Origin of the sequence: Aeromonas sp. Y293-4, from assembly GCF_027705905.1 — a bacterium.
Lineage (GTDB): Bacteria > Pseudomonadota > Gammaproteobacteria > Enterobacterales > Aeromonadaceae > Aeromonas > Aeromonas veronii.
On the sequence record NZ_JAPDCI010000011.1, the window covers coordinates 19,696 to 34,187 of the forward strand.

At 61.7% G+C, this 14,492-nt stretch carries 12 protein-coding genes; 6 read left to right on the plus strand and 6 right to left on the minus strand.

All coding sequences use genetic code 11. The annotated features are described in order from the left end of the window. Positions 1–40 precede the first annotated feature (40 nt). The 6 genes from ilvG (at position 41) to ompA (ending at position 7,823) form a co-directional block, all read left to right on the plus strand. Positions 41–1,687, plus strand: coding sequence for an acetolactate synthase 2 catalytic subunit (gene ilvG, locus OKC31_RS13300; protein WP_216976577.1), 1,647 nt, complete (start codon positions 41–43; stop codon positions 1,685–1,687). Next, positions 1,684–1,962, plus strand: a complete 279-nt coding sequence (gene ilvM, locus OKC31_RS13305) for an acetolactate synthase 2 small subunit (RefSeq protein WP_005342011.1) — start codon at positions 1,684–1,686, stop codon at positions 1,960–1,962. The genes ilvG and ilvM overlap by 4 nt, the downstream gene beginning before the upstream one ends. A gap of 12 nt (positions 1,963–1,974) precedes the next feature. Continuing rightward, entirely contained in the window at positions 1,975–2,919 is a 945-nt protein-coding gene (locus OKC31_RS13310) for a branched-chain amino acid transaminase (protein WP_204380370.1), read from the plus strand. A 143-nt stretch (positions 2,920–3,062) separates the two neighbouring features. Next, positions 3,063–4,904 carry a dihydroxy-acid dehydratase gene (ilvD, locus tag OKC31_RS13315; protein ID WP_216976579.1) on the plus strand — a complete coding sequence of 614 codons (1,842 nt, stop codon included), beginning with the start codon at positions 3,063–3,065 and terminating at the stop codon, positions 4,902–4,904. Between the two features lie 3 nt (positions 4,905–4,907). Next, a complete protein-coding gene (gene ilvA / locus OKC31_RS13320; RefSeq protein ID WP_247823774.1) occupies positions 4,908–6,428 on the plus strand; it encodes a threonine ammonia-lyase, biosynthetic in 1,521 nt (506 codons plus the stop codon). Positions 6,429–6,728: 300 nt separating this feature from the next. After that, on the plus strand, positions 6,729–7,823 hold the full coding sequence (ompA, locus tag OKC31_RS13325; protein WP_247823775.1) for a porin OmpA: 1,095 nt from the start codon (positions 6,729–6,731) through the stop codon (positions 7,821–7,823). A 79-nt stretch (positions 7,824–7,902) separates the two neighbouring features. On the opposite strand, the gene OKC31_RS13330 is transcribed toward ompA, so the two are convergent. The 6 genes from OKC31_RS13330 to OKC31_RS13355 all read right to left on the minus strand — a co-directional run bounded on the left by OKC31_RS13330 (position 7,903) and on the right by OKC31_RS13355 (position 14,424). Beyond that, positions 7,903–9,012, minus strand: a complete 1,110-nt coding sequence (locus OKC31_RS13330; RefSeq protein WP_247823776.1) for a YeeE/YedE thiosulfate transporter family protein — start codon at positions 9,010–9,012, stop codon at positions 7,903–7,905. A 130-nt stretch (positions 9,013–9,142) separates the two neighbouring features. Then, positions 9,143–10,762, minus strand: coding sequence for a methyl-accepting chemotaxis protein (locus OKC31_RS13335; protein WP_247823777.1), 1,620 nt, complete (start codon positions 10,760–10,762; stop codon positions 9,143–9,145). A 180-nt stretch (positions 10,763–10,942) separates the two neighbouring features. Then, positions 10,943–11,839 carry an EamA family transporter RarD gene (gene rarD / locus OKC31_RS13340; protein ID WP_005356175.1) on the minus strand — a complete coding sequence of 299 codons (897 nt, stop codon included), beginning with the start codon at positions 11,837–11,839 and terminating at the stop codon, positions 10,943–10,945. Positions 11,840–11,964: 125 nt separating this feature from the next. Continuing rightward, entirely contained in the window at positions 11,965–12,135 is a 171-nt protein-coding gene (locus tag OKC31_RS13345; RefSeq protein ID WP_005341999.1) for a hypothetical protein, read from the minus strand. A 126-nt stretch (positions 12,136–12,261) separates the two neighbouring features. Beyond that, positions 12,262–13,758 carry an aldehyde dehydrogenase gene (locus OKC31_RS13350; RefSeq protein ID WP_236353797.1) on the minus strand — a complete coding sequence of 499 codons (1,497 nt, stop codon included), beginning with the start codon at positions 13,756–13,758 and terminating at the stop codon, positions 12,262–12,264. 123 nt (positions 13,759–13,881) lie between these two features. Continuing rightward, a complete protein-coding gene (locus tag OKC31_RS13355) occupies positions 13,882–14,424 on the minus strand; it encodes a cupin domain-containing protein (protein WP_005339643.1) in 543 nt (180 codons plus the stop codon). Positions 14,425–14,492: the final 68 nt, after the last annotated feature.

A 14,492-nucleotide genomic window follows, 5' to 3' on the forward strand; every position in this document is an offset into this window, starting at 1 on the left:
CTCGGGGGTTTTTTTTCGACCAAAGGACAGGATTTTCCACATGAACGGCGCGCAGTTTTTGGTACAGGCTCTCAAGAAACAGGGTGTGACCCAGGTGTTTGGTTACCCGGGCGGGGCCATCATGCCGGTCTACGATGCTCTGTATGACGGTGGTCTGGCCCATCAGCTCTGCCGCCACGAGCAGGGCGCCGCCATGGCTGCGGTCGGTTATGCCCGCGCCTCTGGTCAGGTGGGCGTCTGCATCGCCACCTCCGGCCCCGGCGCTACCAATCTGGTGACCGGTCTGGCGGAGGCGCTGCTCGATTCGGTGCCGCTGGTGGCCATCAGCGGTCAAGTGCCCTGTTCCGCCATCGGCACCGATGCGTTTCAGGAGGTCGACGTGCTCGGCATGTCCCTCTCCTGTACCAAGCACTCCTTTATGGTGACTGATGCCGCCGATCTGGGGCGGGTGCTGGCAGAAGCCTTCGCCATCGCCACCGAAGGGCGCCCCGGACCTGTGCTGATCGATCTCCCCAAGGATGTACAACTGGCTGCCGTGCCGCCCCAGAGCCCGCTGTTTGCGGTGGAAGAGCCGGAGGCGCTCAACCCCTCGGAACTGACCGCAGCCCGCACCCTGCTGGCTGCCGCCGAGCGCCCGGTGCTCTACGTCGGTGGCGGGGTGGGTATGGCCAATGCCGAGCAGCAGTTGCGCGAGTTTGCCGCCGCCACCGGCATGCCTGCAGTCACCACCCTCAAGGGGATCGGCGCACTCGACCCCGACAGCCCTGTTTATCTGGGCATGCTCGGCATGCACGGCACCAAGGCGGCCAACTATGCGGTGCAGCAGTGCGATCTGCTGGTGGTGGTGGGTGCCCGTTTCGATGATCGGGTGACCGGCAAGCTGGAGGAGTTTGCCCCCGAGGCCAAGGTGATCCATCTCGATGTGGACGCCGCCGAGTTCGGCAAGCGCCGCGCCGCCGAGGTGGGTATCACCACGGATCTCAAGCAGGTGTTGCCAAGCCTCGCCATGACTCTCGACATCGCCCCCTGGCGTGAACACTGCGCCGCCATGGCCCGCGAATATGCGTTTCGCTACGACCATCCGGGTCAGGCCATCTATGCCCCGGCTCTGCTCAAGCAGCTCTCTGCCCGGCTGCCGGAGAGCAGCGTGGTGGCCTGCGATGTGGGTCAGCACCAGATGTGGGTGGCCCAACACATGCGTTTCACCAGCCCGCGCAACCACCTCTCCAGCGCCGGTCTCGGCACCATGGGTTTCGGTCTGCCGGCCGCCATCGGCGCCAAGATGTCGCGCCCGGAGGATGAAGTGGTGTTGGTAAGCGGTGACGGCTCTTTCATGATGAATGTGCAGGAGCTTGGCACCATCCGCCGGGCCCAGCTCAAGGTGAAGATGGTGCTGCTGGATAACCAGCGCCTCGGCATGGTGCGCCAGTGGCAGGAGCTGTTCTTCGACGGCCGCTACAGCGAGACCATCCTCTCCGACAACCCCGATTTCGTCGCCCTGGCTGCCGCTTTCGGCATTCCGGGTGAGACCATCACATGCAAGGAGCAGATAGCCGGTGCCCTCGATCGCCTGCTGGCAAGCGAGAGTGCCTATTTACTGCATGTGGCTATTTCAGAGGAAGAAAACGTCTGGCCCCTGGTTCCGCCGGGAGTCGCCAACCACCAGATGATGGAGCAACGCCCATGAACCCGCACACCCTTGCACAGCCAGCATTTGCACAACACACCCTGCATATCCACGCCCAGCCCAGACCCGAAGTGATGGAGCGGGTGCTGCGGGTGGTGCGCCACCGCGGCTTCAATCTCTGCGCTCTGAACATGGAGCAGGATTGCCAACAGCTGCGGATCACGGTTACTGTCGAGTCGGTGCGTCCCATCCAGCAGTTGTGGAGCCAGCTGGTGAAGCTGGTGGACGTCTCCCGGGTCGATGCACTGGAACAGCAACCCCGGATCAGAGCTTAAGGAGCCAAGCCAATGTCACAGCCTTCCCAATCCGCCACTCACCCGCAATACATCTGGTTCAACGGCACACTGGTGCCCTGGCAGGATGCCCAGGTGCACGTGATGAGCCACGCCTTGCACTACGGCTCCTCGGTGTTTGAGGGGGTGCGTGCCTACGATACCCCCAAAGGCACCTGCATCTTCCGTCTGCAGGAGCACACCCGCCGCCTGTTCGACTCCGCCAAGATCTACTGGATGGACGTCCCCTACAGCGAGTCCGAAGTGAATGAAGCCTGCCGCACCGTGGTGCGCGAGAACGGCCTGAAGAGCGGCTACCTGCGCCCGCTGGCCTTTGTCGGCAACGTGGGGCTGGGGCTGCATCCGCCGCTGGATGCCAAGGCTGACCTGATGGTTGCCGCTCTGCCGTGGGGCGCTTATCTGGGGGAAGAGGGGCTGAAAAACGGGGTGGATGTGTGCGTCACCTCATGGAACCGGCTCGCGCCCAACACCATTCCCACCGGCGCCAAGGCGGGCGGCAACTACCTCTCCTCCCAGCTCATCAGCCGCGAGGCAAAGCGCAACGGCTTTGCCGAGGGGCTGGCGCTGGATGTGAACGGCTACCTGAGCGAAGGGGCGGGGGAGAACCTGTTTCTGGTGAAGAACGGCGTGCTGTTTACCCCGCCCGCTACCGCCGCCATCCTGCCCGGCATCACCCGTGACACCATCATGACGCTGGCGCGTGACTTGGGTTACGAGGTACGCGAGCAGGCGTTGCCCCGTGAGGCGCTCTATGTCGCAGACGAAATCTTCATGACCGGCACCGCCGCCGAAGTGACCCCGGTGCGCTCCGTCGATCGGATGAAGGTAGGGGCTGGCAGCCGTGGCCCGGTGACCGAGCGGCTGCAGAACGCCTTCTTCGGCCTTTTCAATGGCAAGACCGAGGACAAGTGGGGTTGGCTGACGCCCGTCAATGACTGATGAGAGAGGGGAGGCGCTGTGCCTCCCCGAGTCGCTTCCGGTGAGTGCTTCCCAGAGGAGTCTTCACCAGGATCGATTCCGATCCACTCGTATCATCACCGCATAACGCATCGAGCCCATATGGGCATTCAGGGAGTAGAGACATGCCGAAGTTGAGATCCGCCACCACCACTCACGGACGTAACATGGCCGGGGCCCGCGCCCTGTGGCGCGCCACCGGAATGACCGATCAGGATTTCGGCAAGCCCATCATCGCCGTGGTCAACTCCTTCACCCAGTTCGTGCCGGGCCACGTCCACCTAAAGGATCTGGGTCAGCTGGTGGCCCGCGAGATTGAAGCCGCGGGTGGTGTTGCCAAGGAGTTCAACACCATAGCAGTGGATGACGGCATCGCCATGGGCCACGGCGGTATGCTCTATTCCCTGCCATCGCGGGAGCTGATTGCCGACTCGGTGGAGTATATGGTCAACGCCCACTGCGCCGACGCCATGGTCTGCATCTCCAACTGCGACAAGATCACTCCGGGGATGCTGATGGCCGCCCTGCGCATCAACATTCCGGTGATCTTCGTCTCCGGCGGCCCGATGGAAGCGGGCAAGACCAAGCTCTCCGACCAGATCATCAAGCTGGATCTGGTGGATGCCATGATTCAGGGCGCCGACCCCAAAGTTTCCGACGCCCAGAGTGAACAGGTTGAGCGCAGTGCCTGCCCTACTTGCGGCTCCTGCTCCGGCATGTTTACCGCCAACTCCATGAACTGCCTGACCGAAGCGCTCGGCCTCTCCCAGCCGGGCAACGGCTCTATGCTGGCTACCCACGCCGATCGCGAGCAGCTGTTCAAGCTGGCGGGTCAGCGCATCGTGACTTTGGCCAAGCGCTGGTATGAGCAGGACGATGCCTCGGCACTGCCGCGCAATATCGCCACCAAGGCGGCGTTCGAGAACGCCATGGCGCTCGATATCGCCATGGGCGGCTCCACCAATACCGTGCTGCACCTGCTGGCGGCGGCGCAGGAGGCCGGGGTGGACTTCACCATGGCCGATATCGACCGCATGTCCCGCAAGGTGCCGCAACTGTGCAAGGTGGCGCCCTCTACCCAGAAATACCATATGGAAGATGTGCACCGCGCCGGTGGCGTGGTCGCCATTCTGGGCCAGCTGGAAAAAGCGGGTCTGGTGCATGGGGATGCCCGTACCGTGCTGGGTTGCTCCCTCGTCGAACAGCTCAATGAATATGACGTCAGCCGCCAGCCGAGTCAGGAGGTGGTGGACTTCTACCGCGCTGGCCCGGCCGGCATCCGCACCACCAAGGCGTTCAGTCAGGATTGCCGCTGGCCAGAGCTGGATCTGGACCGCGCCGAAGGCTGCATCCGCTCGCTGGAAAATGCCTACAGCCAGGAGGGCGGCCTTGCCGTACTCTCCGGCAACCTCGCGGTCAATGGCGCCATCGTCAAGACCGCAGGCGTGGATGAGGAGAACCTCACCTTCCGTGGCCCGGCCCGGGTGTTCGAGAGTCAGGAGAGCGCGGTGAACGGTATCCTCGACGGCACCGTGAAAGCGGGCGAGGTAGTGGTGATCCGCTACGAAGGGCCGAAAGGGGGTCCGGGCATGCAGGAGATGCTCTACCCCACCACTTATCTCAAGTCCATGGGGCTCGGCAAGGCGTGTGCCCTGATCACCGACGGCCGCTTCTCCGGCGGCACCTCGGGCCTCTCCATCGGCCACGTATCGCCGGAAGCTGCCTCTGGCGGCACCATAGGTCTGGTGGAGGATGGCGACATCATCAGCATCAACATCCCGGCCCGCAGTATGGTGCTGGAAGTGGCTGACAGCGTGCTGGCCACCCGCCGTGTCGCCGTAGAAGCTCGTGGCTGGAAGCCGCTCGATCGCCAGCGTCAGGTCTCCTTTGCCCTGCGCGCCTACGCCATGTTCGCCACCAGCGCCGATAAAGGTGCGGTGCGCGATCGCTCGATGCTGGGGGAATAAACCATGGTCTCTGCGGCTGATTATCTACGCAAGGTGTTGCTCTCTCCCGTCTATGAGGCGGCGCGGGTCACCCCCTTGCAAACCCTGAAGAAACTCTCCGAGCGGCTCGGCAACCACGTCAGCCTGAAGCGGGAGGATCTGCAACCGGTCCACTCCTTCAAGCTGCGCGGTGCCTACCACAAGATCGCCACCCTGACCGAGGAGCAGAAGGCGCGCGGCGTCATCGCCGCCTCTGCGGGCAACCACGCGCAGGGGGTCGCCCTGTCTGCCGCCAAGCTCGGCATCAAGGCGATCATCGTGATGCCCAAGACCACGCCGGACATCAAGATCGATGCGGTACGCCGTCAGGGCGGCAACGTAATGCTGTTCGGCAACAGCTTCGACGAGGCCTATGGCGAGAGTCGCCGCCTCTCCACGCTTGAGGGCTACACCCTGATCCCGCCGTTTGACGACGTTGAGGTGATCGCCGGGCAGGGCACCATCGGCAAGGAGCTGTTGGAGCAGGATACCCACCTCACCCACGTGTTTGTGCCGGTGGGGGGGGGCGGGTTGGCCGCCGGGGTGGCGGTCTATATCAAGCAGCTGCTGCCGGATGTGAAGGTGATCGGGGTGGAGGCTGAAGGGTCTGCCTGCCTCAAGGCCGCGCTGGCGGCTGGCGAGCCGGTCAATCTGGAGCGGGTCTCGCTGTTTGCGGATGGTGTAGCGGTCAAGCGCATCGGCGAGGAGACCTTCCGCCTGTGCAACCAGTATCTGGACGAGGTGGTGACCGTCTCCAACGACCAGATCTGCGCCGCGCTGAAAGATATCTTCGATGACTGCCGCGCCATTGCCGAGCCGTCGGGCGCCCTGTCGTTGGCGGGCCTCAAGGCCTACAGCGAGCGGGAGCAGGTGAAAGGGGGGCGGATGGCGGCCATTCTCTCCGGCGCCAACGTCAACTTCCACAGCCTGCGCTATGTGTCGGAGCGCTGCGAGATTGGCGAGAAGCGTGAGGGCATGCTGGCGGTGACCATCCCCGAGCGCAAGGGGGCCTTCCTCGACTTCTGCCGTCAGCTCGGGCCCCGTATGGTGACCGAGTTCAACTACCGCTACGCCGATGCCGAGCAGGCGTCGCTGTTCGTCTCGGTGCGCCTCACCGGTGGTGACGAAGAGCTGGGCCAGATCATCGATCAGCTCGGCGGCAACGGCTATCCGGTGGTCAACATGACCGAGAGCGAGCTGGCTAAAAACCACGTGCGTTACATGATTGGCGGCCGCCCGGCCCGGCCCCTCGGTGAACGGCTCTATAGCTTCAAGTTTCCGGAGCAGCCTGGCGCTTTGATGCGCTTTCTCGAGACCCTCGGCTGTCGCTGGAACATCAGCCTGTTCCACTACCGCAACCACGGTGCCGACTACGGCCGGGTGCTCTGTGCCTTCGAACTGCCGGACGATGACGTGGCCGCCTTCCACGACTATCTGCGCGAGATTGGCTACGGCTGGAAAGAGGTGAGCGACGACCCCGCCTACCGGTTATTTCTGGCCAGCTGAGCGAGATTATTCAACAACAAATCTGAAGGGAGGCATTATGCCTCCCTTTTCTATTGCTGCGTGTGGATAGGTCCACTCCGTACGACGCAAAGTCATGGTTTAACTGGCAAAACAGTGTGAATAGGTACACAGGTGATTTTTACGCCGGATATTGCTGGCAAGCTCACACTCCTGATGGCTTGGTCATTTGAGGCTGCGTTCGGATGGGATACCCTGAATAGCGGAGAGGCCGCCTGACGGCTTCACACAGGGAAAGTGCGCACTCAGGCGCCCATAACGACTTATTGCAGAGGCGAAAATATGAATAAATCCATGCTTGCCGTATTGGTCAGTGGTTTGCTGGCGGCCGGAGCCGTACAGGCCGCCGCTCAGGACAATACCTGGTATGTCGGTGGCAAGGCCGGTTGGTCCAATTACTATGGCGTTGACCACAACCAGTATGCCGAGTCGATTGCCCAGACGTTGGGTAATACCAGCGAGAACACGGATGATCTGGGTCTTGGCCTGTTCGCCGGTTACCAGCTCAACCCCAACCTGGGTTTCGAGCTGGGTTATGACTGGCTTGGCAAATACGACACCACTTCGGGCACTGGTGCCAATACCCTCAAGACCGAAGCCAAGAGCCAGATGATTCAGGCCACCATGAAGATCAGCTTCCCGGCAACGAACGTGCTCGATCTTTATGGCCGACTGGGCGGTGCTTATGCCTGGACGGATAGCGAGATCAGCTTCGCTAATAGCCGCGAGACCGGCAAAAAGCATGGCGCCGCCTTCGTTGGTGCGCTGGGTGCCGAATATGCCATCGATCGTGACTGGGCTGCTCGTCTGGAGTACCAGTACACCACACCGCTGGGAGATGCCTCTCTCGATCGCTCCGGTATCGAGATGGATAACGGCCTGATTTCGTTCGGGATGCTCTATCGCTTCGGTCAGCAAGGTGGCGAGGTCGCTGCACCGGCGCCCGCTCCGGCAGCCGAACCGGCACCTGTAGCCGTGGTTGAGCCCAAGACCTTCAGTCTGAGTTCCGATGTGCTGTTCGAGTTCAACAAGGCGACCCTGAAACCGGCTGCCAATCAGGCGCTCGATGCCCTGTTCAGCCAGATTGTGGCGGCCAATCCGAAAGATGGTGTCGCAACTGTCATCGGTTATACCGACCGCATCGGCTCCGACAACTACAACCTGGCCCTCTCCGAGAAGCGGGCCCAGAGTGTGGCCAGCTATCTGGTATCCAAAGGCTTGTATGCCGACAAGGTACGAGTCGAGGGACGTGGCAAGGCCAATCCGGTCACTGGCAGCAGCTGTGCCAGCCGATCCAAGCAGGAGCTGATCGCCTGTCTGGCACCGGATCGCCGGGTGGAAATCCATCTGGAAGGGGTTTCCCAGCCTGTCCAATAAGCAGAGCGACGGGAGCAGTAAATGTAAAAACGGGAGGCTTGGCCTCCCGTTTCTTATGGGGTGTTTACGATGTCGTGCCTCAGAGCCCGAACAGCGGGCGCAGGCGGATGCCGATGAGGCTGCCAGCGAGGGCCATCAACATCCAGACCCAGCCGTGCAGGCTGCCAGAGGCGGTGCCGTCGAAGAAGCCGCCGAGGTTGCAGGCGCTGTACATGGCGCCCATCCCCATCAGCAGGCCGCCGAGGATGGATGCCAGACTGTTGCCGATCCGCATCGGGGCGAAGTTACCGCCACCGCTAATGCAGCGCGCCAGCATAGCCCCCAGAATGCCGAGCCAGAACATGCCGACCATGGGATTGATGAAGAGCGGCTGGGCCAGCTTGGGGTTGCCCTCGAACAGGCCGAACAGAGAGGCGCCGCGCAGCGCCATGTCATAGACGGCGCCGGTGATGGTCCAGGCCGAGCCGTGCAGGGCGACGACAGTGGAGTTGAGCACCGCGATGATGATGCCGCCGGTCAGCACGGTGAAGCGGCCATCGCGCCAGAATAGGTTGCCGCCGCTGAAGAGGGGCTTGAGTTCGCCGGTACGCTTGAGTTCGCTCTTGCGAAACAGCAGGAACAGCGCGGCGACCAGCGCCAGGTTGAGCAGCATGCCGCTCCAGATATTGCCGGTCAAATCCTTGGCCAGCACCACATGGCTGGAGAAGGTGGCCTCCAGTTCGGGGCGGAACTGGTTGCTGATGAGGGTGCCGATGCCGTAGCAGATCAGCACCAGCCAGAAGCGGGGTTGCCCCTCGCCGCAGCAATAAAGAGTGCCGGTGGCGCAGACGCCTGCCAGCTGCATGCCGATGCCGAACAGGAAGGCACCGACGATGAAAGGAATGCCGATAGCCATCACGTTACCCACCATGGCATCGCCAAAGAGGGCGTGACTAAAGGAGAGGAAGGTGGTGAACAGCAGAATCTCGATGGCGATGGTGAGCAGGTGAACCCGCACGTAGTAACTGTTGCGCTTGGTCAGCATCTCGCGCCAACCGAACACGATGCCGAAGCGGCTGAAGGAGAGGGTGAAGCCGAAGCCGAATCCGATCAGGGCCATCAAAGCCCATTTCATACCAAAGGTGTTGCCGAGCCAGAGTAACGCTCCCCCCGCGATTGCCACGATGGGGAGCGACCATTTTCGATTCATGCCAGTTGATCCTTGTAGTTGGTTATTGGAGGGGCGGATCCTATTCCCTCATGGAGCCCAACACCACCCATTTTGCCAGTGATTGAAAAAATGGGTGGTGGAGTCGCTCGGCTATGGCCGGCCGGGTGATTCAGTGCTGCAGGGTGTCGAGATGGAAATGACGGGTCTGTTTGGTCAGGATGCGGGCATGCTGGGCCACCATGGTCGCCTCTTCGGCGGCGTGGCTGGCGTTTTGATTTACCTCGGTTGCCAGTCGGGACAGTTCGCTAACCTGATGATGGATCCCCTGCACCAGCCGGGTCTCATCGCTCATCAACTGATCGACCTGAGCGATGCGCTGGTTGATCTCCTCGCAGCTCTGCGCGATCCGGGCGACGCTCTGGCGTGCTGTCATCGTGTGAGTGACCGCCTGTTCGACCCGGGCCAGCTCGGTATCCATCTCGCTGGCGGCGCGCAGGCTGACATCCTGGATCTTGCCGATGATGGTGTTGATCTCGGTGGTGGCGCTGCCGGTGCGGGTCGCCAGCGAGCGCACTTCATCGGCTACCACGGCAAAACCGCGCCCTTGTTCACCTGCCCGCGCCGCTTCAATGGCGGCGTTGAGCGCCAGCAAATTGGTCTGCTCCGCAATATCGTGAATGGCGCCTGCCAGCCCGGCAATCTGCTGCGAGAGGCCAGCCAGATCCGAAATGGTCTGGGAGACCTGCTTCACTCCCGTGACTTGTTCCCCGATCACCTGTTCCACGGTGTGGATGGCGAGTGTCGCCTCTTGTGCCCGCTCTGCTGACTGCAGGGTTTGCTCCCCCACCTGATGCAGCTGGCTAACCGCCTGTTCAATGGAGTGGGTGAGCTGTTCGATGGCCTGTTCGATATGGTGGGCCGCCCCGACCTGAGCCTGACTGTCATCGGTGTGCCGTTGTGCCATGGCGGTCAGGCTGGTGGCGCGATCATCCAGCGTACTGGCGCTGCGTTGCAGGGACTCCACCAGGGTTGCCAGCTGGTCACGCATGGCCCCGATCTGGCGGATCAGCTCGCCGATGGCATCGAGGCCCGGCTCTGGCATGGGGCGGTTCAACTCCCCTTCGGCGATGGCGGCGGTGGCTTTGCCTGCGGCCAGCAGCCGCTGTTGGGTGGGGCGTCCCAGCCAGAAGATGAGCCAGGCCCCCAGCAGTGCGGCGCACAACAGCAGGGCGTAACAGAGTCGGGTGGTGTTGGCGAGATGGGCCATCTGCTCGGCGGCATACTGGTTGCCGCGGATGACGGTGGCGTCCACCCCTAGCCGGTGGGCGTTATAGAGGGTGTGCAGGCGTGCCGCAATCGCGCCCGCCTGCGCCAGATCCCCCGCCTTGATGGCGGGGACAAACTTGTCGTTGAGCAACTGCCAGAACAGTTCCCCCTGCACTTTTTGCTCCCCCAGCAGCAGCTCCCTGAGGGGCTCGTTCAGGCTGCTCTCTTGCCAGAAACGGTTACGGCTCTCGAACTCTTGCTGCAGCCGGGCGAGGGTTTGCAGCAGGGCCTCCCGCTCCTCCGGTTTGGCATGGAGCAGGGTGTAGACCTGCAACTGGGATTCGATGAGGTAGAGAGGCGGCGGCAGAATATCGGCTACCACATCCTTCCCCTGTCCCATCTGATCGGCTGCACTCCGGACCGAATAAAGCCCGAAAAAGCTGATGGAGATCAGCGTGATAATGACCATGATCCCCAGAACCTGACCAAAAAGCAGGGATCTGTCGTGAATGTGCTTGAGCATGTTGCCTCCATTCGGCTCCGTTCATGGATAGCATAGCTCTCTGGCGGGATAGTGAGACTCGGGTGTGGTCTGTTGATGGCGAGTCGGCATTGGAGAAGGGGAAGTAGCGCTCTAAAAACCGCTGGTGCCAGGAAAAAGAACCCCGGCCTATGAGCCGGGGTCGATGGTGGTGAGACGGTGTCAGGTTCGGCTTGGCGCGGCTTTGCCGCTGCGCAGCCCATCAAGACTGAACAGCACCAGCGCGCTCCAGATGCAGGCAAAGGTGAGCAGTTTGTCCATCGCCAGCGCTTCCCCATAGAGGGTGACCGCGAGGATGAACATCAGGCTGGGGCCTATGTACTGGAAGAAGCCCAGGGTGGAGAGCTTGAGCCGGGTCGCGGCGGCGGTGAAGCAGAGCAGGGGGGCCGTGGTGACGGCGCCTGCGGCGATCAGCAGCAGGTTGAGGTGCCAGTCATTCTGGGTGAGATGGCTGGTGGGACTGTCGGCAAAGCCCCACAGATAGATGGCCGCTGGCGGCAGCATGATCATGGTTTCGATCAGCAGACCGGTGAGGGCATCGAGGGCCAGTTTTTTGCGCACCAGCCCATAGATGGCGAAACTCGACGCCAGCACCAGCGCAATCCAGGGCAAGGAGCCAAAGGCGATAAGCTGGATCGCCACCCCGGCAAAGGCCAGCGCCACCGCCCACCACTGCAGGCGGCGCAGCTTCTCGCTCAGAAACACCATTCCCAACAGTACGTTGAACAGCGGGTTGATGTAGTAGCCGAGGCTGGCATCCAGCATATGGCCGTTGTTGATGGCCCAGATGAACAGCAGCCAGTTGCCGCCGACGGTAACCGAGGTAAACGCCAGGGTGAGCAACACTTTTGGCTGGCGCAGCACCGCCTGCACCTTGTGCCACTGACGGCCTGCCAGGGTCAGTACCATCAGCAGCACGCAGGACCAGATCATCCGGTGGGTCAGGATTTCGGCGGCCGGAACGGCAGAGATGGTCTTGAAATAGATGGGGGCTATGCCCCAAAGGGTATAGGCGCACAGGGCGTAGATGACGCCCTGACGCTGGATCTGTTGCGGCATGCGGATGACCTTTACTGAAGCGTTGGATGCGGGAAAACATCGCAAAAAATCAGTGTAGCGATCCTTTTGCGGGGAAAGAAGCGAATAAACGAAGTTTGAGGGAAAGGAGGAGGGTGACTGGCCGGTCAGCCTTTACCGCGGCGGATCTTGTCGACGTCCATCAACAGCCACAACATCAGGGCGATGGCGGAGATCCAGGGGCCCCAGGTCACGTAGGCCTCGCCGTGCCCCAGCACGAAGAACAGCAGGGGCAAACCGATCACCAGAAAAAGTACGCTTCCCAGAAAAAATAGCATTTTTGTCTTTATATTTAACATGTTGGCTTTTTTGTCATTATAAGGATTGAGCCCGGTGATGGAAGGCCAAAAATGCAAAAGGGGGATTTCTCCCCCTTTTTGATCCGATACTGCTGCTTTGTCGTGTTATTCCAGCTGAATCCAGGTGCTTTTCAGCTCGGTGTACTTCTCCAGCGCATGAAGTGACTTGTCGCGACCGTTACCGGACTGTTTGAAGCCGCCAAATGGCATGGTCATGTCACCACCGTCCCAGTTGTTGACGAACACGGTACCGGCGCGCAGGGCGCGCGAGCCTTTCACCGCCTTGTTGAGATCCGCCGTCCAGATCGCCGCCGCCAGCCCGTAGTCGGTGTCATTGCCCAGCGCGATAGCCTCCTCCAGCGTATCGAAGCCGGTCACCGCCAGTACAGGGCCGAAGATCTCCTCGCGGAAGATGCGCATCTGCGGGGCCACGTCGTCAAAGATGGTGGGTTCGATATAGAAGCCGCCACTCTCCATATTGGTGCGGTTGCCCCCCAGCAGCAGCTTGGCCCCCTCCTGCTTGCCAATCTCGATATAGCGCAGCACCTGCTCCATCTGGATGTGATCCACCATGGCGCCGATACGGGTCGCAGGGTCGAGCGGGTTGGCCGAGATCCACTCGCGGGCATGGGCCAGCAGTCGCTCCATAAATTGCGGCTTGATGCTGTTTTGCACCAGCAGCCGAGAGGCGGCGGTGCATACTTCGCCCTGGTTGTAGAAGATGGCACCTGCGGCGCTCTTGGCCGCTGTGTCCAGATCCGGTGCGTCGGCCAGTATGATGTTGGGGCTCTTGCCGCCGCACTCCATAAAGGCGCGCTTGAGGTTGGACTTGCCGGAGCACTCCACCAGATGTTTGCCGATCTTGGTGGAGCCGGTGAAGGTGATGCAATCCACATCCATATGCATGGCCAGCGCCTCGCCCACGGTATGGCCAAAGCCCGGCAGCACGTTGAACACGCCGTCCGGAATACCCGCCTCCTTGGCCAGACCGGCGATGCGCAGGGCGGTCAGCGGAGATTTCTCGGAAGGCTTGAGAATGACCGAGTTGCCGGTAGCGAGCGCCGGGCCCAGCTTCCAGCAGGCCATCACCAGCGGGAAGTTCCATGGCACGATGGCGGCAACCACCCCGAGCGCTTCGCGGGTCACCAGCGCCAGTGCTGACTCCTCCACCGGGGCGACCTGATCGTAGATCTTGTCGATCGCTTCGGCGTTCCAGGCGATACAGTTGGCGGCGGCGGGGGCGTCATAGCCCATGGCATCGCCGATGGGTTTGCCCATATCCAGCGACTCCAGCAGCGCCAGCTCCACCTTGTTGAGGCGCATCAGCTCGGCGAAGCGCTGCATGATCTGTTTGCGCTGTTTCGGCGGCAGGCCGCTCCAACGCTTGTCGTTGAAGGCGTCACGGGCAGCCTGTACCGCCAGTTCGGCATCGGCGGCATCGCAGGCAGCCACCTTGGTCAGCAGCTTGCCGTTGGCCGGGTTGATGCAATCGAAGGTGGCGCCATTGACGGCATCCCGATAGCTGCCGTTGATAAAGGCTTGCGAGGGCAGGGTCAGATGGGCGGCCTTGTGTTGCCACTGGGCCAGGGTCAGGTCACTCATGTTCACTCCTTGAACCGGCAAAAGTCAGATTCCGCGTATCAATATGCTAAACATCCTGCCGCTTGTAAATCCATCTTGTAACAATTCATTAAACATTGCCCCCTGCCGACGCGCGCCTGAATGTCAGAAACTGGCGGGGGTGTTGGCCGAAATCAGCACGCACTCCTGCTCGCCGCTATTGCGAAAACGGTGGGGGGTGCGGCTGTCGAAGTAGTAGCCATCCCCGGCGCCCAGCAGGTAGATCTGCTCGCCCACGGTCACTTCAACTTCGCCCTTGATGACGATGCCGCACTCTTCACCCTCGTGGCTCAGCATGTCGTCGCCGGTGTCGGCGCCCGGTGGCAGCACCTCCTGCAACATGCCGATGGCGCGGTTGGCGCGGCTGTGCCCGACCAGCCGGTAGCTGATGGGATGCGTGCCGAGATCCGGCATATCGGCGGCGCGGAAGATCACTTCGGTGCCCATTTCGGTCTCTTCGGTGAAGAAGCTGGCCAGCGACATGGGGATGCCTTCCAGCACCTTGCGCAGGGAGGCGACAGAGGGGCTCACCTGATTTTTCTCGATCTGGGAGATAAATCCGTTGGTCACACCGGAGCGCTTGGCCAGCTCGCGCTGGGAGAGGGCCGCCTTGGTGCGAACCGCCTTGAGGCGGTGACCGATATCCATCTATAGACACTCCTTGACTGTTTACTATTATTAAAATTGTGTTAAATATCTTATACCACCCTGCTGAT

Bases quoted from the DNA above. Each gene is read 5' to 3' on its own strand.
- OKC31_RS13330 (WP_247823776.1), bottom strand. From the start codon at position 9,012: ATGAATCGAAAATGGTCGCTCCCCATCGTGGCAATCGCGGGGGGAGCG.
- OKC31_RS13350 (WP_236353797.1), bottom strand. From the start codon at position 13,758: ATGAGTGACCTGACCCTGGCCCAGTGGCAACACAAGGCCGCCCATCTG.
- rarD (WP_005356175.1), bottom strand. From the start codon at position 11,839: ATGCCGCAACAGATCCAGCGTCAGGGCGTCATCTACGCCCTGTGCGCC.
- ilvD (WP_216976579.1), top strand. From the start codon at position 3,063: ATGCCGAAGTTGAGATCCGCCACCACCACTCACGGACGTAACATGGCC.
- ilvM (WP_005342011.1), top strand. From the start codon at position 1,684: ATGAACCCGCACACCCTTGCACAGCCAGCATTTGCACAACACACCCTG.
- ompA (WP_247823775.1), top strand. From the start codon at position 6,729: ATGAATAAATCCATGCTTGCCGTATTGGTCAGTGGTTTGCTGGCGGCC.
- ilvA (WP_247823774.1), top strand. From the start codon at position 4,908: ATGGTCTCTGCGGCTGATTATCTACGCAAGGTGTTGCTCTCTCCCGTC.
- OKC31_RS13345 (WP_005341999.1), bottom strand. From the start codon at position 12,135: ATGCTATTTTTTCTGGGAAGCGTACTTTTTCTGGTGATCGGTTTGCCC.
- OKC31_RS13310 (WP_204380370.1), top strand. From the start codon at position 1,975: ATGTCACAGCCTTCCCAATCCGCCACTCACCCGCAATACATCTGGTTC.
- ilvG (WP_216976577.1), top strand. From the start codon at position 41: ATGAACGGCGCGCAGTTTTTGGTACAGGCTCTCAAGAAACAGGGTGTG.
- OKC31_RS13335 (WP_247823777.1), bottom strand. From the start codon at position 10,762: ATGCTCAAGCACATTCACGACAGATCCCTGCTTTTTGGTCAGGTTCTG.
- OKC31_RS13355 (WP_005339643.1), bottom strand. From the start codon at position 14,424: ATGGATATCGGTCACCGCCTCAAGGCGGTTCGCACCAAGGCGGCCCTC.